Source organism: Haloferax marinum, from assembly GCF_009674625.1.
Lineage (GTDB): Archaea > Halobacteriota > Halobacteria > Halobacteriales > Haloferacaceae > Haloferax > Haloferax marinum.
On record NZ_WKJQ01000001.1, the window covers coordinates 1,362,428 to 1,383,371 of the forward strand.

Consider the following 20,944-nt stretch of genomic DNA (forward strand, 5'->3'; position numbering starts at 1 on the left):
AGCTACAGAGATGGCAGCCGTATGTCTAAGCGTTCCGGGGGTCGGACGAAACAATAACCGTTATTTGCGCGAACCGGTTCGAATGAATTGCAGGGCTCGTGGTCTAGTTGGTTATGACGCGGCCTTTACAAGGCTGAGGTCGGTGGTTCGAATCCGCCCGAGCCCACTAATTCTGTGCGAGCGACAGCGAGCACGAATTCGTAACCGAGGGCGATTCGAATCAGGGAGCGGTAGCGACCGAGGTTCGAATCCACCCGAGCCCACAAATTGGAGTTCGAATCCGCCAGTGCCATCGTTCAAATCAGACCGACTGTGGCGAGCACACCGAAGAACGCGAACACCCCACCGACACCGAGACTGGCCTTTGCCGCACCCCGCGACGGCCATATCGAGTCGTCGCCCCGTGGGTTTCGGTCGTGACGGAGGAGGACGGCCACGCCGATTGTGACCGAAACGATTGCTTGGACGAAGTAGAGGTTAACCTCGACGGTCAGTACGAAGAACGCCCCGCCGAGATAGGCAGCCAGCGTGAACGACAACTGCGGCCACGGGTCGACGTCGTCGGAGTCGAAGTACGGGAGAAACAGCGTTGGATGGTACCACGGTGCAATCCCGATAAAGAGAAAGAAGCCGCTGATTCCGAGACCGACGAGTAGGTCTGGTATCACGACCTGTCCGACGAGCGAGATGATGAAATCGTTTTTCCCGACTCACACGAACCCTTTTAGCCCAAAACGCACCCACTCTCGTTCAGTGAGCGCCATCGACACCCTCCGTGCACACCCTCGACGCACCCTCGTCGTCCTCGGATACGCAGTCGTCGTCTTCGTCGCCTCAGTGTTGCCAGCGGCGTCGGGGAGTCTCACGCCCACCGGACCGCTCGGCGTCGTCGGACTCGACAAGTGGATTCACGCCGTCGGGTACGCGGGTCTCGGGTTCGGTGTCGCGTACGCTCTGCAGGCACGAGGGGTGACAGAGAGTGGGACTGCAGTCGTCGTGGCGGCTGTCTTCGGCGCGTGCATCGAACTCGTGCAGGCGCTCCTCCCGTACCGGTCGTTCAGCCTGCTGGACATGGGTGCGAACCTGTTCGGCGCGTTCGTCGGTGGCGTCCTCTGGTACGCTGTGACCAGATTACAAACTGGCAGGTAGCATTATCACACCCCCCTGTCTAACACCAGCCGAGAAGTGAGGCACATGGGCACACAACGCGTACTCCGGGCACTTGGACGGGCACTCGGGACTGTGGGACTCGCGCTGACTGGCGCGTATCTCTTGGCACTCCGACCGTGGCACAGGCGATGGGGTGCGACAGACGCTGAGGCGACAGGCACACTCCCAGGCGACGACTTCGTCGGTGACGCCGACGTGGTATCCACGCGGGCGATTACGATTGCGGCGTCGGCGCGGGCCGTCTGGCCGTGGGTAGTCCAGTTAGGACAGGGTCGCGGTGGGTTCTACAGTTACGAGCGACTGGAGAACCTCTTCGGGCTGCAGATACACAACGCCGACCACATCCTCTCCGAACACCAGCATCTCGGCGTCGGTGACGAGATTCGACTCGGCCCACCGGGTTCGAACGCACCGTCGTTTCGTGTTGCCTTGATAGACCCCGGTCGGACGCTCGTCTTGAGCGCACCGGGGTGGGAAACCGGCTCGAGCGAGGCGACGTGGACGTTCGCGTTGCACGAAGTGTCGCCCAGTGCAACGAGACTTATCGTTCGGTTCCGCGGGCACTCACCGTCGCTTGGAAGTCGTGTGGTGAACCGTCTCGTCGTCGAACCCGTGCAGTTCGCCATGGAGCGGAAGATGCTGAAAGGTATCCGCAAACGGGCTGAACGTGCGCGAGCGAGCGCGACGGAAGGTCGGCGTCGGTAACCGGTTCCCGACAGGCGATTCGAAAGTCTTTTTCGTTGCCTCCGGCTTCGAGAGAATGTAAGCCGCCTTAGCTCAGACTGGGAGAGCACTCGACTGAAGATCGAGCTGTCCCCGGTTCAAATCCGGGAGGCGGCATTTTCCTGCGAACCACGTGGGACGAGAACAGCAGTTGTGTGGTTTTACCCCGACGAGCAACCCACCCCGTGCGACCGAGAGAATCACGTTCGCGTCGGCCGGAAACTCCACCACCATCGACCCACGTAACGTCTCATCTAACCGGCAGATACCAAGGTGGTAAACCACGTTAGTACGGCGTAAATCCGCTGTAAGCTACGCATAACAATACAACATACTTGTCAATCAAAACCGATGAAAGACCCTTCGAGTTCTCGCGGCGACTGGTCGCTGAACAGACGGTCCGCGCTCAAGTTGACAGGTGGGCTTCTCCTCGCAAGTGCGCTCGGTGGACAGGCCGGTGCAGTTCATGGTTTCGACACGCCACAGCGAGTGTATCGTGTGAAACAGGGGAGCCGAGAATTCGAGGTGAGCCTCCTCACGGGCGACGTGCCCGTTCGCGAACTCTACGACCTTCGAATCCCGAGTTACTACAGCGGAGACAACGGTTCGACAGACCCCGGAGAGGGACCGTACTACGAGTCAGTTGGCCTCTCGTATCTGCTAGCGGAGTCCTCGACTGTGATGTTCCTCTACCACGGGCCAGATGGCGTCAGTCTCGTCGCCGTCCACGGTGGAGGGAACAGCGAAGGGAACGTCACGTGGCGAGTCACCGGCGTCCCGAGCAGCGCGAAGTGGCTGGTGAAAGACGACCTCTACACCTACCCGGACACGGGAGAACTCGCCCGGTCGAACAACGACCGGTGGGACGTGACCGGCAGCGAGCACGTCATCGACTGGACGTGGCGGAACAGTCAGACGGACGGTGGGGTCCTCGGCTATCTCGACGGTGACTTCGCTATCACCATCTATCCGGGGTATAACGAGGCCGCAGCGTTGTACGGAGAACTCTACGAGGGAGACATCCGTTCGTGGCAGATGCTCACTGGAAGCTGGAACAGTTTGACACGCCAGTCGCTGAATCTCACAGACCCGGTGACGATAACCTGTGAGACCGTCGTCGAAACCGAGACACCGGTCTCTCCCGAACCGGTAGAGGAAGAACCAACCGAACCGGTCGAAAAAGAACCAACCGAACCGACAAAGGAAGAACCGGCTGAAAAGCCTACTGAGCAGTCCAGAGACCAGGAAAGAGAAGAAAAGAAAGAGAAACCGGAGTGGAAAGAGGACCGCGACGAGGCACGCGAAGAGTGGAAAGAAGACCGCGACGAGTGGCAGAAAAAACGCGACGACGGCGACGACGACTGGAAAGAAGACCGCGACGAGGCACGCGAGAAACGGAAGGAAAAACGAGAGGACTGGAAAGACAAGCGGGACGAGTGGAAAGACGACAAGGACGACGACGACGACGAGGATGACGACGACGACCGAGACCGCAAGAAGGGAAAGAAGGGAAAGAAGGGAAAGAGAAGCGACGACGACTGGGACGACGAGGATGACGACCGCGACGACGACTGGGACGACGACGATGACGACCGCGACGACGACTGGGACGACGACGATGACGATGACGATGACGACGATGACGACTGAACCAGCGACGAGAATCGGTCTCGGGGGCTGACCCAGCGGTTCTACTCTCAATTCGTGAGAGCGGGAGTGTCAATTCATCGTGTACAGTGACGAACAGTTACGTATGACAGACCAAAGAGCGAACCATATCGACGAGATTCTCGTTCCGACAGATGGGAGCAAAGCGGCGATGCGTGCGGCAACGCAGGCCGTCGAACTAGCGAACGAGTACGGCGCGACAGTACACGCGATGTACGTCATGGATATGGGTGACGTCGATTACGTCGCAGTCCCGAGTGACATCGCCGAGACCAGAGAGCGACTGACGAAGAAAGGTCGGAAGTTCGCGACGCAAGTCGAGGACCTCGCCTCGGAAGCGAACGTCGAGTGTGTCGTCGTCGTAGAATCGGGTATCCCGGAAGAGAAGATTATCGAGTACGCCGACGAGATGGATATCGACCTCATCGTGATGGGAAAGCGAGGACGAAGCGACCCCGACAAGTTGCTCATCGGGTCGACGACGAAACGTGTCGTCGGGCACACCGACGTCCCCGTACGGGTCGTGTGAAGAACTCTCCGAAGCGGGCATTCGAGCGAGGGTGTAGCGCCTCCAGAACGTGACGGTGGGGAGACACCCTTGGAGAGAGACGACACCGAGAGAGTTCGAGGAGGGCCAAATCGTGCATCTCCCTCCTCCTGTTCTCTTCACAAGACTTATCCGTGCGACGCTCGGGTATCCAAAGGCAATGGCGAAAGGTAAGGTTGATTTCTTCAACGACACTGGCGGCTACGGTTTCATTTCTACTGACGACGCGGACGACGACGTGTTCTTCCACATGGAAGACGTTGGCGGCCCGGACCTCGAAGAGGGTCAGGAGATCGAATTCGACATCGAACAGGCCCCCAAGGGTCCCCGCGCGACGAACGTCACCCGCCTCTAAGCAGGTCTTCGTTCACCGCCGGTAACTTCACACACTGACGAACTTTCTTCCGTTTTTCACCGCTCGTGAGCGGTTGCGTTGGGCGTCCAGTCGCTCGATTCAGAACAGCGACTGAGACAGGCGGAAGGGTTAACTGTTCACAGGGTCGTTATACAAAGGCAATGGCGAAAGGTAAGGTTGATTTCTTCAACGACACTGGCGGCTACGGTTTCATTTCTACTGACGACGCGGACGACGACGTGTTCTTCCACATGGAAGACGTAGGCGGTCCGGACCTCGAAGAGGGTCAGGAAGTCGAATTCGACATCGAAGACGCCCCGAAGGGCCCACGCGCGATTAACGTCAAGCGACTCTAACGGTCCGAACACCAACACAGACGTATCGCTTATTGAACCCTATTTTACACACCGACGAGCGACAGCGCCGACGCGCCGTGGCGGATAGAATTGTAATGTTTTGCAATACTCGAATGGCTGAATGTCTCCTCAGGTAGGCAGAAGGTTCATACCCTTCGGCAGTTGTGCATAGAATGAACAACAATGTCTGCCGAGAGGGAGCGCACAGCCCACCCCGTCCCACCAGATTCGCACATCGGTGCAGACCTCTTCGACGAGACGATGGGTCCTGGGTCGTCGTTCGCCCACCTGTATCGTGGAGAGATTCACCGGATGAAGTCGTGGCGTGAGCGACTGGACCGGACGAGTAACTGGGCGATTACACTGATGGCAGGGATACTCACGTGGTCTTTTTCAGCACAGACACATCCCCATTACATCATCTTGCTCGGCCTCGTGACGCTGAGTATCTTCCTCGGAATCGAGTCTCGACGGTTCCGTGCGTACGACATCTGGCGCTCACGCGTTCGGATGTTCCAACAGAACGTCTTCGCGTACGCACTGGACCCCGAAGGTGGCGTCGTCGACGAGAACTGGCGACAGAAACTCGGGAGCGACTACCGCACACCGAACATGAAGATACCGTTCGAAGAGGCGGTCGCACACCGACTGAGACGGGTGTATCTCCCGTTGTTCCTCGTGATGCTCGTCGCGTGGGTCGTCCAACTGACCGCGTACACGGACCACGCGAGTCTCGTCGCCAGTGCGGGCGTCGGGACCGTCCCCGGACACGTCGTCGTCGCCGTCGTGGCGGGCTTCTACGCGACACTCGGGGGTATCGCGTTCCGGCCGCGAGAGTGGAACGTCAATGGTGAACTCATCCCCAGTGACGTAACAGGGTGGAACCCGCCGGAACGAGACGACTCCTAGCGCGGCAATCCGAAATGGTTTTTTCTCCCCTGTGCGTCTGTCGAATTGCGCCGCCTTAGCTCAGACTGGGAGAGCACTCGACTGAAGATCGAGCTGTCCCCGGTTCAAATCCGGGAGGCGGCATTTTCCTGCGAACTACGTGAGCAGTGAAACTGCTCACAGAGTGGATTTGAACTCGGGAACGAAGTGACCAAAGTTCAAATCCGGGAGGCGGTACTTCTGTAATTCTGACCGGTGAGCGGAGCGAACCGCAGCAGAATCCAGAGTGCGACCCGAGCGGATTCTGAACCCGGCGAGTCGCAACCGCGAACGACGTGAGCGGTCCGTCTCGACTCGGTTCAAATCCGGGAGGCGGTACTTCTGTGATTCAGAACCAGCGAGCGAGTGAGGTTCACGCGAGCAGACGAGACGAAGTCTCACCACGTTCAACTCTGTCGAAAGGAGACACACTCCGTCTCTCCGTCGACCTCAGAGAGTTATCTCAGCAAAAGAGCCAGCGAGAAGAGCCGATTCAGGCAGTCACAGTCGATTCCTGACTCGCGTCGAGGTGCGTGATACGTACTTCTAACCCGGACGAAGAGACGGACACAGTCACGTCGTCGACTGCACGCGTGTACTCGGCAGTGTGTTTCCCAGACCGAGAGATACGGAGACTCTTCGAGAGGAGGCCAGTCTCCGTGAGTGGTTCGAGTTTGCGGTACGTCGTCGAAAGAGGGAGGTCACAGACTTCAGAGATTTCGCTCGCAGAGAGTGCAGTTTCGTCCGTTGCTTCGAGAATGCAGCGGCAGCCTTCGTCGTCGAGCATGTCGAAGAGTGCGTCCACCGTCTCTTGGTCGTCGACGACGGTTTCGTCAGAGGTGTTGCGAATGTGAGAACGAATGGATTGTGGAAGCGATGCCTGACTCATACCTCTGTAGAGTAACTGTACAGTGACTAACGGACAACCACGTTATCCGGGGACGTTTATATACTCCCTCGCTGGGGAGGGTGAGAACCACCGCTATCCTTCTTCGAGGATATCGCCCAGAAGTTTCGTCTGAGCGGCCGCGAGGTGTTCGGAGAACGTCGATTGGCTGATGTCTAGTTCGGCGGCGACTTCGGTCGCGTTTGCCCGTCTCGGACGCTCGAAGTAGCCCATCTTGTAGGCGGTCTGAACCACTTCGAGCTGTCGAGCAGTGAGTCGCGCCCGGTCGACGAAGATGTTGTCTTCCGACGATTCGCCGGTCGGAGACCTGACGAGTCGCTTGATATCGACGCTCGGGAACCGGTTTCGGAGTTCGCCGATGACGTCCTGCAGTTGTTCGTAGCCAGCGGCGTGAAAGACGAGCGTGACGTTTCCACGGTTGGTGAAGTAGCGGTCTATCGGGCAGCCGAACTCACCGAGACACTCACAGGGGCAATCGACGCTCCCGTCGTGTGAGATTCGATAGACGTGTTTGGTCCCGTACGAGAAGATGGGTTCCACGTCGACGTCCTCGGATGGGTCTTCGGCATCGACGACGAACTCGGTGACGCTCACCGATTCTGGAGGCGTCGCGACACTCGTCGAAACGGAACTGACGATAGAGTCCGTCGCTTGGGCAATCGACGCAATTTGACAGACCGGCGAATCGAATTCGACGGTTGCACGAATTCCGGAGGGCATGAGAGAGTTACGCGTTCTGACGACGGTTGGATTCGGCCGAACAAATAGTTGTCACTGAGACGCCGAGACGGTGGGATGGAGTCGTGTCTGTGCTGAGCAGCGTGCTCATTTGGCGTCTTCGTCGAGGTCGACGCGAACCTCACGGCCGCTCACCGACTCTGGAACGAGTTCGAAGAGTTGGATGTCGAGGTCACGTTTCGTGTCCGCCCAAATCTCGAACAGTGGGCGTTTCGCCTGCCCGTACTGGACGATTCGTTCGGGGGTGAGATCGTCCGTCGAAACCCGCTCGAGTGTCCCCGTTGCGATGACGCTTCGGTACACACCTTCGCCAGACTCCTGGACGACCAGGCGAGCGTCCGGCGACGAGGTGAGGAACGCACGTTTTTCGCTCTCGGGCGTCGATACGAGACGGAGGTAGAACCGGCCACCGACGGTGTCGTACCCGTAAGAGATGGGAATCGCGTACGGTTCGTCCGCTTTCGCGAGCGACAACACTCCCGTCTCGTGGCGCGAGAGAAGCGCGTCGACGTCGTCAGATGAGAGGTTTGTCTGTTGGTCCAAAGACATCGGTTCGTATGGTCTGACTCGCGGGGGACGTTATCATTGTTACTTATCGGTGCGAAGGCGTTTGAAGTCGGCAGATTGCCACACTGAAGTGGTGAAACCGGCGTTTCAAGCCCGAGAGAACGACTGACTCGAGACTGACGACGCGCAGACGACACATCCGTTTTCGATGAGTGCGTCGCGCATTGGGCCGTTTACCACCATGGACTCTGCGCACTCGGGGCAGACGAAGGTGAAGTCTGTGCCGTCGGGCATGTACATCATACTCGTGATTCACACGTATATGTAGCCTACTGTTTCTCCGAGCGGAAGAACAGATACCAACAGAAAGACGAAGAAAAGAGGGGTGTAGGTGTCGAATGCGTGAGAAATTCGAGACGAACCGCCTATCTGGTCGAAACCGGAGAGAATGCGGTGGGCGAAACCGACGCGGTGCAGACCGGACACCCGCGTTCGAGGAGCGCGTCTCGCATTCCGTCGTTGACTTCGAACTGTTCTTCACACTGTGGACACTCGAACACGTACTCGTTCGCTGCGGAACCCGTCATCATTAGTCTACCTCAGGTGATTCGAGGGCGTCTTCCATCCCGGTCTCTTTGAGAGTTATCGCCACGTCTTCTGCGATTTCGATATCCTCTGCTCGGAGTTCTGTCACGGTACTGGCGACGATATCCTGTGGTTCGGTCAGCGTCGTCTGGCCAGTGAGTTCGACGAACAACTTGCCGAAATCACGCGTGAGTGGGCGTTGGGCTGACATCGGACTCAGCGCCCCTTGGTCTCTTCACCACCGTCGGTCGCGACCTGTCGGAAGTTGACCGAGACGCCAGCGTCGAACGAAAGCGAGAGCGAGTCGAACTGCGTCGAGAACTCTCGGGGGTGGTGTGCGTCTGGTTGGATGCGGCGACCTTCGTCGAGAAGTGACGCGTCAGAGAGCTGTTCGAGTTTACGGTAGACGCTCGACAGCGGGATGTCGCACAGGTCCGCACACTCCTGTGCGGTTCGTGGTTGGTCCTCGCACACTGCGAGGATACGCCGACTGTCGTCGTCGTTGAGGGCAGAGAGGACGGCAGCTGGTTCTGCGGTGTTCTGTTGCCGAGAGTCGAATCCGAGAGTACCGTTGGCGGTGAGCGTAGTGGACGAGTTCATACTCAGAAACACGAGCGTTATCCGGAGGTATCTATCACCGCGCTATCTGGGGTAGTTTAAGTACTCCCCCGAACGGAGGCCGAAAACGAGGGTCGCTCAGGTCGTGGTCCGCGTCTGCGCGTCGAGGAGTCGACTCTCCTCGTCGATTCGCGTTCCCGTCTCGATGTGGGCTTCGAGGCCTTCGAGAACGTCGGCGAGCGTCTGCTCCAGTTTGGGCTTCATGAGCAGTTTCGCCACTACCCACCCGAGTGGACCGAACTTCGGGACGAACCGCGAGGTCAGCTCCACTTCGGTGGTCTCGTCGTCGAGTTCGCGGACACGAATCGAGGCGTGCATCTCTTTGACCGGTATCGACCCGACGTCGACGAAGTCTACGTCGTATCCCGTTTCGGGGTCGTACGATACGATTCGCTCCTGAACCGACGACCCGTCGTAGAACTCACACTGGCGCGTCGCACCCTCACCGGTCTCGATGCCGTTCGTGATGTGCGCGTGTTCGACGTTCGGGTTGTAGTTCTCGACGCCGCCGAAGTCGTCGAGGACGGCCCAGACGTCGTCGAGTGGTGCAGGAATCGTTCGTCGTTGGCTTACTGTGTGCATGTCGGTGGTCGCCTGTTGGCGTATACGATAGAGAGCACGCTCTCCACCAAATCGACCACTCGGTCGTGCGTCGGTGACGCCTCGCGCCTACTGGCCGCCCCCGCCATTTTCGACCCGTTCTAATCGGTCGCGGAGCGTGGCGTTCGCCGTCGGTGCGAGGATGAAGTGGCCCGCGCCCATGGTCACGCTCCGAAGGAACCACCGGACGGCACGTTTGACCGGTTCGTACCGGCCGTCGGTCAGGGCAACTGCACCGCGCCAGGCGTTCCGGCGACCCTCACGAAGCGTGAAAAACGAGAGCGTCTCGTCGAGCCTGCCGAGCGATTCGTCGATGTCGGCGACGCCGTCGGCGTAGCGTTCAGCGATGAGGTCTTGTTCTTCGTCCACGAGTCGCTGGAGGACGTGGTTGATACGGCAGTGGTCCTCGTACTTCGCCCGTCTGTCCGGGTCGATTCCGACTTCAGAGAGCGCCAGGGCGAGGTCGTAGTTCACGTGCGCGTTGATGCCCAAGAGGACGTCTTGAGTCACGAGCGAGTGTCCACTGAGTGCGGTCTCGAACGCGAGACGCCATGGGTCGGGAACAGCCTCGAAGCGACCGCGTTCGAAGGCGTAGAACGCCCGGCGGTAGTGGTCGGCGAAGGTGACGAGGTACGCTGCAACCCACGCGGAGTCGGCGAACTCCTCGTCTTCGAGTCCGGCGTCGACTTCGGCGGTTACCCGCGCGTAAATCGTCAAGAACGCTGCCCGTCGGTCACCGCGCTCGTAGAGGAGTGATTCGAGTGCCACGAGGCGGTCGTGCGCGTCGGCAACGTCGCGAAATGGCGCTTCGACGAGTCGGAGTATCTCGGACGACGGGTCGGGACGAACAGCAGAAAGCGACGGGTTCGAGGTTCGGACCGCCGTCGCAAGTTTCCGACCTTCGGTGAGTGTCGTCCGGCGCATACGATGAGGAGTCGATACGCGCGTCGAATGCATAACGATGCCGTCGCCAGGAAAATCAGGACAGCGGCAGTGTCAGTGTGGACTGACGCTCCGCGAAGTCGGTTACCCGCGCCCACCGGCCAACTTCGCGGCACTGGGATGCCGTCGAAGTCGCCACATCGCGAGCGTGCCAACAGCAGGACCGAGGGCGAGCGGTGCGAACGCCCACTGCCACCCCACGGCGTCGGCGACGATGGGCGTGAGTTGGATGGAGACGACGGTCAACAGGAACCCGAAGGCCGTCTGGAGTGTGAGTGCCGTCCCGACGTAACTGGCGTCTGCGAGTTCAGTCACGGCGGCAGAGAACTGTGCGGAGTCGGCGACGATGACGAACCCCCACCCGAGGACGAAGGGGACGACGACGAGTGGTGACGCACCGAAGACGAGCCCAACCGTAAGACTGGCGAGGCCGCTCAGAACCATACTCGCGGCTGTGACGGTAGTTCGCCCCCAACTGTCGGCCGCACGTCCGGCGACCAGCGCACCCAGACCACCGATAGCGATAGCGCCGAATGCAGTCAACGCGGCCGCTTCGGGCGTCGCGAGCGGGTGGTCGGAGGCGTCGTAGGCGAGTGTGAGAAAGACGGGAAGCCAGGTCCAGACGGCGTAGAGTTCCCACATGTGACCGAAGTAGCCAGTGTTGGCGAGGAGCGTCGGCGGGTCACGCACGATGCGCCGAACTGCGGCAGGGTCGAACGGTGCAGCAGGGGACTGGTACGGTCCGGGGCGGACGCGGAGAACGATGGCCCCGCCGACGGTTGCGAGTGCCGCCGCACCGAGGAGGACGAGTCGGGGGCGGTCGATGCCGCCGACGGCACGGAGCAGATGCGGAAGCGCAGAGCCGACGGTGAGTGCACCGATGAGGGCCCCGATAGCGAGTCCGCGTTCTTCTTTGAACCACCCGGCGACGAGTTTCATCCCCGGAGGGTAGACGCCGGCGAGGGCGACGCCGGTGACGAACCTGAGCGTCAGTGCGACAGTGGGTGACGTGACGACAGTTGCGAGTGTCGCCGTCGCGACCGCACCGACGAGTGCCGACCCAGCGAGGAGATAGCGCGGTGGAAGCACGTCCGAGAGCGTCAGCGCGGCCGAGGCGAGCGCCCCGACGACGAATCCGAACTGGACGGTGGTCGTCAGCAACCCTGCTTGCTCGGGGGCCAACCCCCACGCCGTGGCGAGTTGCGGGGCGACAGCGCTCGCGCTAAACCACAGCGACATCGCGAACAGTTCGGCCAGGGCGAGCGTCCCGAGAACTCGCCACTTCGACGCACTCACAGTTGACGTGACGGTAGAGAGGACAAAAGATGAACCGCGGGAGTGCGGTCAGTCTGCGCAGACGCGATACCCATCAGCCGTGTCGCTGAATTCCCGACCGCTGGTCGATTCGGAGTTCCCACCCGAGGATGTCCTGCATCGATTCCGTCTCCGAGAAGAGACTCGGATATTTCGCGTTGTCTTCGAGGACGTCGCAGACGTGGTGCCACTCGTCGTCTTCGATGGGGTGGAGTTCGCCCTCGACGATGACGCTCTGCCACTCGTAGCGCGACGGGAACTGCCACACAGTGAAACTCGCCCGCGCAGTTCGCTCTGCGAACTCTGTCTTCCGTGACGTCTCGCCGGGACGGAGGAAGACGAAATAGAGTCGGTTTCGGTCGGCGTCGTAGCCGAACGAGAGTGGGAGACCGTAGGCGACGCCGTCGTCGGCGAGCGAGAGAACGCCGACACCCTCCTCACGGAGTATCCGGTCAATCTCTTCGTCCGGCATTACGATGCGGTTGGTCTCCGCGGATTCAGGGGCCATGTTACCAGTACGCATGGGGAGGAGATAAGCATGCAAGCGAACCGAAACGTTTCCGACGACGACGGGGGGCTTATGCCCGACGGTCACGAATCGCTGGGCGACACCCGGATGACGGTGAACACACTCCACCGACCGACCCATCGCGACGCACTCGTCCACCTCGAATCGGCGTTCGAGGATGGCGAGATGTGCACCGTATTCGGACGGTGTACCGTAGAGTACGACGGCCGCGCGACGAGCGAACTCGGCCCCGGTGACCGACTGGTGATTCTGAAACCGGACGGCTCCATCCTCGTTCACACCGACGAAAAGCGCACACCAGTCAACTGGCAACCACCGGGATGTACGCACTCCGCGAGCGTGCGCGATGGCCGCCTCCGCATCCGAAGTACGCGCTCGAATCCCGACGAGCGTCTCGACGTTCACTTCGAACGCGTCGACCAGTGTTCGGTCTACAGAGTGAACGACCGTAGCGACCTCGAACTCACGGGGAGCGAAGAAGACCTGCGACAGCACATCCTCGCAAATCCGTCGATTCTCGAAGCAGGGTTCGAACCACTCGAAACGGAGCGTCAGAGCGACGCTGGCCCGATAGACATCTTCGGTGAAGACGCCGACGGCGTCCCCGTCGTCGTGGAGTTGAAACGCCGGCGTGTCGGCCCCTCTGCGGCGAGCCAACTCCGGCGATACGTCGACGCCTTGCACCGAGAGTTCGGTGACGACGAACGGGTTCGTGGCGTCCTCGTCGCGCCGTCGGTCACCGAGCGGGCGACGAGTTTACTCGAGCGCGAGGGCCTGGAGTTCGTCGCACTCGACCCCGAGACGGGCGAACCACCGGTCGAAGACGACGAGGGTAACGAGAACGACGCGGCCGACGAGAACGACGAGAACGACGCGGGCGAAGGTGGCGAAGATGGCGAATCGGACGAAAAAGCGGCGTCAGACGCGTAGTCAGTCGAGACCGGCGAGTCCAGCGAAGTTTTCGACCGTTTTCACGGCCGTCACGTCGTCGAAGTCGCGGTTCTCGTCGCCGTCGGGCCATCCGAAGTCGTCTGCGATGCGGTCGAGGAGTGCCGCCGTGAACTCGGGGTGGTACTGGACGGTCCAGACTGGCGCGGACTCGTGTCGCGTGGCGAGGTGGTCGTAGTAGTCGGCAGCACCGATGGTCTCCATACGGTCACCGGGCTCGACCACGTAGTCGCCGTGGACCATCGGAATCTGCCCCGAAACTCCCTCGAACACTGGGTCGTCGGCCAACTCGATATCGACGAGACCGCGTTTCTGGTCCCCGGATTCGACGGTTCCACCGAGTGCGTCGTTGACGAGTTGATGGCCGAAGCAGACACCGAGTGTCGGAATCTCGCGCGCGACGAGTTCACGGACGAGGCGGTGGCCGTCGTCTATCCACGGGCGCTCTGCGGTCTCGTAGACGCCTGCAGTACTTCCGGTGACGACGACGGCGTCGACGTCTGAGAGCGTCGGCAGGCCATCGCCAGGTAACGAGTGAACGACACCGTCGCGGCCGTCGAGCGCGAGCGACGCGAGCGCGTCGGTAAAGTACGACGGGCCGTCCTGTGGCATGGTATCGCAGACGAGCAACATCGACCGGACCGAAGCGGTGGTATCTGATAAGCGTGTGGTAGTGTCACGTGCGTTCGTGACCGCTCGAAACCCACAGACCGTGGGAAACGACGGCCTCTAACCGGTCTCGTGGGGGATTTCGGTGAGCAACGCGACAAGGTACCGCCGAAAATGAAGAACTTTCGTGTGAGACGCTCACACAGGCCGAGAGACGGTGAATCTTCGAAGCGTTTTTAGCCCGCCTAACCCTTCGGTTTCACAAGTAACCATGTCAGACAAACCCGCCTCTATGTACCGGGAAATCAAGAACCCGGCGTACACGCGACGCGAGTACATCACGGGAATTCCCGGTTCCAAGATCGCACAGCACAACATGGGCGACCTGCAGGCGGCCCCCGAGGACTACCCTGTCCAGATCTCCCTGCGAGTCGACGAAGAGTGCCAGATTCGCCACGGTTCGCTCGAATCCGCACGCCTCTCGGCCAACCGTCTCATGCTCAAGAACGCCGGTGAGAAGCAGTACAAGATGATCCTGCGCAAGTTCCCGCACCACGTCATCCGCGAGAACAAGCAGGCAACCGGTGCAGGTGCAGACCGTGTCTCTGACGGAATGCGCCAGTCGTTCGGTAAGGTCGTCGGCACCGCCGCTCGCATCCCGCGCGGCGAGGCCGTCTTCACCATCTACTGCGACGTCGAGGACGCGGAAATCGCGAAGGACGCCTTCCGCCGCGCCTACAACAAGATGTCGCCACCGTGCCGCATCGACGTCGAACGCGGCGAAGAGCTGCTCGTCGCGTAAGCGTTCATTCGCGCAGTGACTCTTCGACGGGTTCGCTGAACGCGGCGAAGAGCTGCTCGTCGCGTAAGCGTTCATTCGCGCAGTGACTCTTCGACGGGTTCGCTGAACGCGGCGAAGAGCTGCTCGTCGCGTACGTTCGCACTCGCGTAAAATCGCACACTCGATTCACGCGAACCACCTCACTTTTGACCGAGGCCGTCTCCTCGTAGCGTATGCTTCGTCTGGCGGTGACGACCAGCAGCGAGACGTTCGAGCGAATGCGCGACCCACTCGCTGCGCGCGGCATCGACGTGGGGCACCTCCGTGCCGAACAGTTCGCACTCGACCTCTCGACACCGCCAGCGAGGGAGTTCGACGTGGGATTCGTCTATCCGTCGCGGACGATGGAAGGCGGTGTCGTCGCCGCGAGACACGACATCCCGTGGGTGAACACACGTGCTGACATCCTCACCTCGCGGAACAAGGCAGGCGTCGTCGCGGCACTCTCACGGGCCAACATCCCCGTACTGCAGAGCGTCTACGTCTCGAATCCGACCGACGACGAGTCGCTCATGGACGCCATCGAGCAGGCGGGACTCGACTATCCCGTCGTCGTCAAGCCGAACTCGACGACCCGTGGTGTCGGTATCGCGAAGGCCCACGACCCAGATTCGCTGTCTGGCCTCGTCGACCACCTGAATCTCGTCCACGACTACCGTGCGACCGGCGACAAGTCGTATCTCGTCCAAGAGTGGCTTCCGGACGCCCGCGACTACCGTGCGATGGTCCTCGACGGGTCAGTCGTCGGTGCAGTCGAACGTCGCCTGCCCGAGCGCGCACGTGCGGACGGGCGATGGAAACACAACGTCCACCGGGGTGCAGTGGCAGTCGGCGTGACTCTCCCGGACCGCCACCGGCGTCTCGCAGAAGCCGTTGCAGCAGAACTCGACATCAACTATCTCGGCGTCGACCTCCTCGAATCCGACGGGCGGGTCGTCGTCTCCGAGACGAACGCGCGACCGACTATCGACGACGACACCAAGTACGACGAGGACTTCTTCGATAGACTGGCGGCGCTCGTCGAACGGGTCGCGAAAAAGTCGTAGTGCTGCCGTTTCAGCCGTCGATTATTCGACGTCGATGGCGGCAGAATCCTCAGCGCGGTCGAACGTGACCTGCAGGACGCCGTTGTTGTAGGTGGCCTTCGCGGAGTGTTCGTCGACGCGTGCCGGGAGGCGGATGCGTTCGTCGAACTCGCGGCGGTCACTTGCGGCGCTAATCGTCAGGGTCTCTCCGTCGCACTTGAGGTCGATTGCGTCTTTGTTGACGCCCGGAAGGTCCGCGACGAGTCGGAGTGTAGAACCCTCATCGTATACGTCGATATGGGTTTCGGAGGCAAAACCGGCGTCTCCTCCAGTCATGTCGTTCATCATCCGTTCGATTTCATCGAAGATGTTGTCGAACGGGTCGTCGCGGTCGTCTCTGACCATGGGGGCCGCTATGAAATCGGAGGATAAAACGTTTCTGTCTGTGACAGTCACTTGGCAACGAATCGTGACGATTTCGGACGCGAGACGGACGCTCTCGGCCACCTAGCTGTCTGTCGGTTGGCGTGTGAATCTGGTTGTTTGTGTTCGTTTAGTTTGTTTTGTGATCGGGTGTGAAAGGTAACGTTCGATTTGGTCGGATTTACCGAAACAGATATACTGCTGGCACGGCGATGTCCAGGTGGAAACTACTCGAATATGAGTGAAAAATCCTACCTCAGCGCGGGCGAGAACGTGGACGAGTCGGACGTGGTGCGGGTGGCACTCAACGGCTTTGGTCGAATCGGCCGGAACATCTTCCGTGCCGTCCTCGACAACCCCAAAGTCGAACTCGTCGCCATCAACGACGTCATGGATTTCGACGACATGGCATACCTCGCGAAGTACGACTCCGTCATGGGCCGCCTCGACGGCGTCGAACGCGACGGTGACTCGCTGACTATCGGCGGTACGTCTGTCGGCCTCTACAACGTTCAGTCCCCGGCAGAACTGCCGTGGGGCGAACTCGACGTCGACGTGGCGCTCGAATGTACCGGCATCTTCCGCACGAAGGAAGACGCCTCGTCGCACCTCGACGCAGGTGCGGACAAGGTCGTCATCTCCGCACCGCCGAAGGGAGACGAACCGGTCAAACAGCTCGTTTACGGTGTCAACCACGACGAGTACGACGGCGAAGACGTCGTCTCCAACGCCTCCTGTACGACGAACTCCGTCACGCCGGTCGCGAAGGTGCTCGACGACGAGTTCGGCATCCAGAACGGCCTCATGACAACGGTTCACGCCTACACTGGAAGCCAGAACCTCATCGACGGACCGCACGGCAAGCAGCGCCGTGGCCGCGCCGCCGCCGAGAACATCGTCCCGACGACGACTGGTGCCGCACAGGCGACCACCGAGATTCTGCCGCAACTCGACGGAAAACTCGACGGGATGGCGATTCGCGTCCCCGTTCCGAACGGTTCGCTGACCGAACTCGTCGTCCAACTCGACGAGAAACCGTCTGTCGAGGAACTCAACGACGCCTTCCGCGCTGCCGCCGACTCCGGCCCGCTCGCGGGCGTCCTCGGCTACACTGACGACGAAGTCACCTCCCGTGACATCCTCGGACTGCCCTTTTCCAGCACCGTCGACCTCAACTCGACCAACCAGGTCAACGACGGCGGTCTCTACAAGATTCTGACGTGGTACGACAACGAGTACGGGTTCTCCAACCGCATGCTCGACGTCGCCCACTTCGTCACCCACCAGTAATCTCACACCCGCGCTTCGGTTTTCTTCGTTTTTCGACCGGCCAGTCGAGAGTCCGTCGTGTCGCGTCGTGTTGCGTCGTGTTGCGTCGTGTCGCGTCGTGTTGCGTCGTGTCGCCACCCTCGGCCGACGACCGACACAACACCCAACGACCAACACAACACCAATACGGCAGGCGCGTGACACTCGACTGATGCGTCGCAGACAGTTCCTCCAATCGGCCGCTTCGGTCCCTGTCGTCACCGCGCCACTCGCCGGTTGTGCCGCGCCGACGACGTCCAATCCGACACCACTCTCCGACCCAGATGAAGGAGAAATCCGTGGCGGGCCAGCCCTCGTCTACAGCCGTGACGACGACCGACTCGTGGAGTTCCGCGTCGACCCATTCGAAGACGCAGACGACGAGTCGGATAGTGACGTGGCTGCGTTCGACGTCTACGCCAGACGGGGCGAGCGAGTGACGTTCGACTCGGTTCGGTACGCGTTCACGACGAGTTCACCCGGCATGCACCCCGTCGTGTACGTGAGACGCCACACGGTCGGGTTCCCGCCGTTCACGTTCGCCGAGTCCGGACAGAGAAACGCGACGGTCGTCCTGGTAGACGAGTTCGACGAGTTCGAGTTCTCCCAACTCCCCATGCACTTTCTCTTGTACGACGACGAGTTGCCGACGGAACTGACCGTCGCGGCCCGAATCGTCGTGACCGAACGCGACGGTGGGCGCCGGTACGTCGCCGAACCGACGGTGACGGTCGAACTCACCGAGTCGTGAGGCAGTCGTCGCCCGTTTTCTACACCACTAAGTGACTCGCCTACGTTCTTCGAGGTGATGACCTTCAAGACGCTCGACGACCTCGAACCCGGCCAGCGTGTCCTCGTCCGCCTCGACCTCAACTCCCCCGTCGAGGACGGCGAAGTACAGGACAACCGTCGGTTCGACCGACACGCGGAGACCGTCCGCGAACTCGCCGAACGTGGAGACAGAGTCGTCCTGATGGCCCACCAGGGCCGCCCCGGTGGCGACGACTTCGTCTCGCTCGACCAGCACGCCGATATCCTCGCAGAGCACGTCGGCCACGACGTCCAGTTCGTCGCCGACACCTACGGCGACGAGGCTATCGACGCCATCGAATCGCTCGACGCGGGCGAGATTCTCCTCCTCGAAAACACCCGGATGTGTGACGAGGAACTCCCCGAAGAAGCCCCCGAAGCCAAGGCCGACACCGAGTTCGTCCAGACGCTCGCTCCCCACTTCGACGCCTACATCAACGACGCGTACTCGGCGGCCCACCGCTCGCACGCCTCCCTCGTCGGGTTCGCCCTCGCCTTGCCCGCCTACGCCGGGCGCGTGATGCAAAGCGAGTACGAGGCGAACTCGTCTATCGCAACCCGTGAGTTCGACGGACAGGTGACGATGGTCGTCGGCGGGACGAAAGCCACCGACGTCATCGACGTGATGAACAACCTCGGCGACAAAGTCGACCAGTTCTTACTCGGCGGTATCGCCGGCGAGTTGTTCCTCCGCGCCGCCGGCAACGACGTCGGGTTCGACCTCGAAGGCATGGACTTCTTCGACGACCAGTGGGAGGCCAACCGAGAGACTATCGAGTCGCTGCTCGACGAACGCGGCGACCAGATTTCGCTCGCCGTGGACCTCGCGTACGAAGACGAGAACGACGAACGCGGCGAAGTCGCCGTCTCGGACATCGACGAGAAAGACCGCGCGTATCTCGACGTCGGGACCGAGACAGTCGAGACGTACGACCCCGTCATCCGCGACTCCGAGGCCGTCTTCGTGAAGGGTGCCCTCGGCTTGTTCGAAGACGAGCGCTTCTCTGTCGGGACGGTCGGCGTCCTCCGCGCCATCTCCGAGACGGACTGCTTCTCGGTCGTCGGCGGTGGCGACACCTCCCGCGCCATCGAGATGTACGGCATGGACGAGTCCGACTTCGGCCACGTCTCTATCGCTGGCGGCGCGTACATCCGTGCGCTGACCGGTGCGCCACTGGCCGGTATCGAAGTCCTGAAACAGGACTGAGAACGGGGCAGTCTGTTCGTACACAAACAATATTGACCGCCCCTCCGAGCAGGGTAGTATGCAGGACGCCTACATCGTCGACGCCGTCCGGACGCCCTTCGGGAAGCGAAAGGGGTCGTTCAGCGGCCTTCATCCACAGGACCTCGCCGCGAAACCCTTGCTCGCGCTGGAGGACCGCCTCGGATTCGACGGGTCCGAAGACCCGGAAGACGTCGTCTATGGCTGTGTCACACCCGTCGGCGAACAGGGGATGAACATCGGCCGACTGGCGCCGATGGTCGCTGGATGGGGTGACGGCATCCCCGGTGTCCAACTGAACCGGATGTGCGGGTCTGGCCAGCAGGCAATCAACTTCGCCGCCGGGCAGATTCGTGGGAGAATGCACGACGTGCTCGTCGCTGGCGGTGTCGAACACATGACGCGTGTCCCGATGGCGTCGGACTCCGCCGTCGACCGACTGACGTTCGCAGACGCCTCGAACGTGACAGAGACCTACTTCGACCACTTCGACGAACTCACCTCACAGGGAGAGGGTGCCGAGCGAATCGCCGAACAGTGGGGCCTCTCACGAGCAGACGTCGACGAGATTGCAGTGGACTCGCAGTCGCGCTGGGGGCGTGCCGCCGAGGCAGGCAAGTACGACGAACAGGTCGTCCCAGTCGAAGTCGAGAGAGACGGCGAGACACGCGTCGTCGAACAGGACGAACATCCGCGCCCCGAGACAGATATGGAGACACTCGAAGGCCTCCCGCTCGTGTTCCGCGAGGAGGGCGACGGTGTCATCCACCCAGGGAACGCGTCCGGAATCGTCGATGGCGCGGCGGCGACGCTCGTCGCCTCGGGTGACGCCTGCGAGGAGTATGGCTGGGACCCCATCGCCCGTATCGTCGATACCCACGTCGTCGGCGTCGACCCCAAGACGATGTTGACGGGGCCGATTCCTGCGACGACCGAGATACTCGCGGAGAACGACCTCGACATCGACGATATCGACCGGTTCGAGGTGAACGAGGCGTTCGCGTCGGTCATCGGTGCGTGGCTCGAAGAGACGGGTGCAGACTGGGAGAAGACGAACGTCTGGGGCGGTGCAATCGCCCACGGCCACCCACTCGGTGCGACCGGTGCGGCGCTCCTCGGCAAACTCCCGTACCAACTCGAAGACTGCGGCGGCCAGTACGGCCTCTCGACGATGTGTATCGGCTTCGGACAGGGAATCGCGACGCTCGTCGAACGGGTCTGAACGCCGGACTGTTTGGTGAGAGTCGGCGTTACGCCATACGTGGCCCG

Annotated in this window: 28 protein-coding genes and 3 tRNA genes; 17 read left to right on the forward strand and 14 right to left on the reverse strand. The window is 61.1% G+C overall.

From position 1 onward, the window contains the following. Positions 1-92 precede the first annotated feature (92 nt). Positions 93-166: transfer RNA gene (locus tag GJR99_RS06900), tRNA-Val, on the forward strand. A 130-nt stretch (positions 167-296) separates the two neighbouring features. Here the strand turns inward: GJR99_RS06900 and GJR99_RS06905 are convergent. After that, positions 297-668, reverse strand: a complete 372-nt coding sequence (locus GJR99_RS06905; RefSeq protein ID WP_151110577.1) for a hypothetical protein — start codon at positions 666-668, stop codon at positions 297-299. Between the two features lie 85 nt (positions 669-753). Between GJR99_RS06905 and GJR99_RS06910 the strand changes: the two genes are divergently transcribed. From GJR99_RS06910 to GJR99_RS06950, 9 genes are all read left to right on the forward strand, one after another. Continuing rightward, positions 754-1,149, forward strand: a complete 396-nt coding sequence (locus GJR99_RS06910; RefSeq protein ID WP_151110579.1) for a VanZ family protein — start codon at positions 754-756, stop codon at positions 1,147-1,149. A 45-nt stretch (positions 1,150-1,194) separates the two neighbouring features. Further along, positions 1,195-1,875 (forward strand): SRPBCC family protein, encoded by a 681-nt coding sequence (locus GJR99_RS06915; RefSeq protein WP_151110580.1) that lies wholly within the window; start codon positions 1,195-1,197, stop codon positions 1,873-1,875. A gap of 61 nt (positions 1,876-1,936) precedes the next feature. Beyond that, positions 1,937-2,010, forward strand: a tRNA-Phe gene (locus GJR99_RS06920). Positions 2,011-2,244: 234 nt separating this feature from the next. Further along, positions 2,245-3,543, forward strand: a complete 1,299-nt coding sequence (locus tag GJR99_RS06925) for a hypothetical protein (RefSeq protein ID WP_154325954.1) — start codon at positions 2,245-2,247, stop codon at positions 3,541-3,543. 103 nt (positions 3,544-3,646) lie between these two features. Next, positions 3,647-4,090 carry a universal stress protein gene (locus tag GJR99_RS06930; protein ID WP_151110582.1) on the forward strand — a complete coding sequence of 148 codons (444 nt, stop codon included), beginning with the start codon at positions 3,647-3,649 and terminating at the stop codon, positions 4,088-4,090. Positions 4,091-4,268: 178 nt separating this feature from the next. Further along, entirely contained in the window at positions 4,269-4,463 is a 195-nt protein-coding gene (locus GJR99_RS06935) for a cold-shock protein (protein ID WP_004057907.1), read from the forward strand. A 161-nt stretch (positions 4,464-4,624) separates the two neighbouring features. Next, positions 4,625-4,819, forward strand: coding sequence for a cold-shock protein (locus GJR99_RS06940; protein WP_151110584.1), 195 nt, complete (start codon positions 4,625-4,627; stop codon positions 4,817-4,819). A 183-nt stretch (positions 4,820-5,002) separates the two neighbouring features. After that, positions 5,003-5,728 carry a DUF2270 domain-containing protein gene (locus tag GJR99_RS06945; protein WP_151110586.1) on the forward strand — a complete coding sequence of 242 codons (726 nt, stop codon included), beginning with the start codon at positions 5,003-5,005 and terminating at the stop codon, positions 5,726-5,728. Positions 5,729-5,777: 49 nt separating this feature from the next. Then, positions 5,778-5,851 (forward strand) — tRNA-Phe (locus GJR99_RS06950). Between the two features lie 388 nt (positions 5,852-6,239). On the opposite strand, the gene GJR99_RS06955 is transcribed toward GJR99_RS06950, so the two are convergent. From GJR99_RS06955 to GJR99_RS07000, 11 genes are all read right to left on the reverse strand, one after another. Then, the gene (locus GJR99_RS06955) at positions 6,240-6,635 is read right to left on the reverse strand and encodes a winged helix-turn-helix domain-containing protein (RefSeq protein WP_151110588.1); all 396 of its coding nucleotides are present in this window, start codon (positions 6,633-6,635) and stop codon (positions 6,240-6,242) included. 93 nt (positions 6,636-6,728) lie between these two features. Next, positions 6,729-7,373, reverse strand: coding sequence for a helix-turn-helix domain-containing protein (locus GJR99_RS06960; RefSeq protein ID WP_151110590.1), 645 nt, complete (start codon positions 7,371-7,373; stop codon positions 6,729-6,731). 105 nt (positions 7,374-7,478) lie between these two features. Then, the gene (locus GJR99_RS06965) at positions 7,479-7,940 is read right to left on the reverse strand and encodes a pyridoxamine 5'-phosphate oxidase family protein (RefSeq protein WP_151110592.1); all 462 of its coding nucleotides are present in this window, start codon (positions 7,938-7,940) and stop codon (positions 7,479-7,481) included. 105 nt (positions 7,941-8,045) lie between these two features. Continuing rightward, positions 8,046-8,192, reverse strand: coding sequence for a DUF7560 family zinc ribbon protein (locus GJR99_RS17410; RefSeq protein ID WP_191967086.1), 147 nt, complete (start codon positions 8,190-8,192; stop codon positions 8,046-8,048). Between the two features lie 131 nt (positions 8,193-8,323). Continuing rightward, positions 8,324-8,488 (reverse strand): DUF7560 family zinc ribbon protein, encoded by a 165-nt coding sequence (locus GJR99_RS06970; RefSeq protein WP_394351055.1) that lies wholly within the window; start codon positions 8,486-8,488, stop codon positions 8,324-8,326. Then, entirely contained in the window at positions 8,488-8,694 is a 207-nt protein-coding gene (locus GJR99_RS06975; RefSeq protein WP_151110596.1) for a hypothetical protein, read from the reverse strand. Before GJR99_RS06975 ends, GJR99_RS06970 begins: the two co-directional genes overlap by 1 nt. 5 nt (positions 8,695-8,699) lie before the next feature. Continuing rightward, positions 8,700-9,083, reverse strand: coding sequence for a winged helix-turn-helix domain-containing protein (locus tag GJR99_RS06980; RefSeq protein ID WP_151110598.1), 384 nt, complete (start codon positions 9,081-9,083; stop codon positions 8,700-8,702). A gap of 96 nt (positions 9,084-9,179) precedes the next feature. Continuing rightward, on the reverse strand, positions 9,180-9,683 hold the full coding sequence (locus GJR99_RS06985; RefSeq protein ID WP_151110600.1) for an SRPBCC family protein: 504 nt from the start codon (positions 9,681-9,683) through the stop codon (positions 9,180-9,182). An 87-nt stretch (positions 9,684-9,770) separates the two neighbouring features. After that, positions 9,771-10,625, reverse strand: coding sequence for a DUF5995 family protein (locus tag GJR99_RS06990; protein WP_151110602.1), 855 nt, complete (start codon positions 10,623-10,625; stop codon positions 9,771-9,773). Positions 10,626-10,727: 102 nt separating this feature from the next. Next, positions 10,728-11,939: an MFS transporter gene (locus GJR99_RS06995; RefSeq protein ID WP_151110604.1), complete on the reverse strand. Its 1,212-nt coding sequence runs from the start codon at positions 11,937-11,939 to the stop codon at positions 10,728-10,730. 73 nt (positions 11,940-12,012) lie between these two features. Next, positions 12,013-12,465, reverse strand: a complete 453-nt coding sequence (locus tag GJR99_RS07000; RefSeq protein ID WP_151110606.1) for a pyridoxamine 5'-phosphate oxidase family protein — start codon at positions 12,463-12,465, stop codon at positions 12,013-12,015. Between the two features lie 108 nt (positions 12,466-12,573). Here GJR99_RS07000 and nucS point away from each other — a divergent pair, with 108 nt between their 5' ends. Further along, positions 12,574-13,416, forward strand: a complete 843-nt coding sequence (gene nucS, locus GJR99_RS07005; protein WP_151113906.1) for an endonuclease NucS — start codon at positions 12,574-12,576, stop codon at positions 13,414-13,416. Here the strand turns inward: nucS and GJR99_RS07010 are convergent, their stop codons facing one another. Next, positions 13,417-14,067, reverse strand: a complete 651-nt coding sequence (locus GJR99_RS07010; protein WP_151110608.1) for a type 1 glutamine amidotransferase — start codon at positions 14,065-14,067, stop codon at positions 13,417-13,419. Positions 14,068-14,314: 247 nt separating this feature from the next. On the opposite strand from GJR99_RS07010, the gene GJR99_RS07015 reads away from it, so the two are divergent. Together GJR99_RS07015 and GJR99_RS07020 are read left to right on the forward strand one after the other, a co-directional pair. Beyond that, entirely contained in the window at positions 14,315-14,845 is a 531-nt protein-coding gene (locus GJR99_RS07015; RefSeq protein WP_151110610.1) for a 50S ribosomal protein L16, read from the forward strand. A 212-nt stretch (positions 14,846-15,057) separates the two neighbouring features. Further along, entirely contained in the window at positions 15,058-15,930 is an 873-nt protein-coding gene (locus GJR99_RS07020) for an ATP-grasp domain-containing protein (protein WP_151110612.1), read from the forward strand. Between the two features lie 21 nt (positions 15,931-15,951). On the opposite strand, the gene GJR99_RS07025 is transcribed toward GJR99_RS07020, so the two are convergent. Beyond that, entirely contained in the window at positions 15,952-16,314 is a 363-nt protein-coding gene (locus tag GJR99_RS07025; protein ID WP_151110613.1) for an Hsp20/alpha crystallin family protein, read from the reverse strand. A 255-nt stretch (positions 16,315-16,569) separates the two neighbouring features. Here GJR99_RS07025 and gap point away from each other — a divergent pair, with 255 nt between their 5' ends. The 4 genes from gap to GJR99_RS07045 all read left to right on the forward strand — a co-directional run bounded on the left by gap (position 16,570) and on the right by GJR99_RS07045 (position 20,897). Continuing rightward, on the forward strand, positions 16,570-17,622 hold the full coding sequence (gap, locus tag GJR99_RS07030) for a type I glyceraldehyde-3-phosphate dehydrogenase (RefSeq protein WP_151110616.1): 1,053 nt from the start codon (positions 16,570-16,572) through the stop codon (positions 17,620-17,622). A 190-nt stretch (positions 17,623-17,812) separates the two neighbouring features. Beyond that, on the forward strand, positions 17,813-18,391 hold the full coding sequence (locus GJR99_RS07035; RefSeq protein ID WP_151110618.1) for a hypothetical protein: 579 nt from the start codon (positions 17,813-17,815) through the stop codon (positions 18,389-18,391). 57 nt (positions 18,392-18,448) lie between these two features. Continuing rightward, on the forward strand, positions 18,449-19,657 hold the full coding sequence (locus GJR99_RS07040; RefSeq protein WP_151110620.1) for a phosphoglycerate kinase: 1,209 nt from the start codon (positions 18,449-18,451) through the stop codon (positions 19,655-19,657). A gap of 58 nt (positions 19,658-19,715) precedes the next feature. Continuing rightward, positions 19,716-20,897 (forward strand): thiolase family protein, encoded by a 1,182-nt coding sequence (locus tag GJR99_RS07045; RefSeq protein ID WP_151110622.1) that lies wholly within the window; start codon positions 19,716-19,718, stop codon positions 20,895-20,897. Positions 20,898-20,944 lie beyond the last annotated feature (47 nt).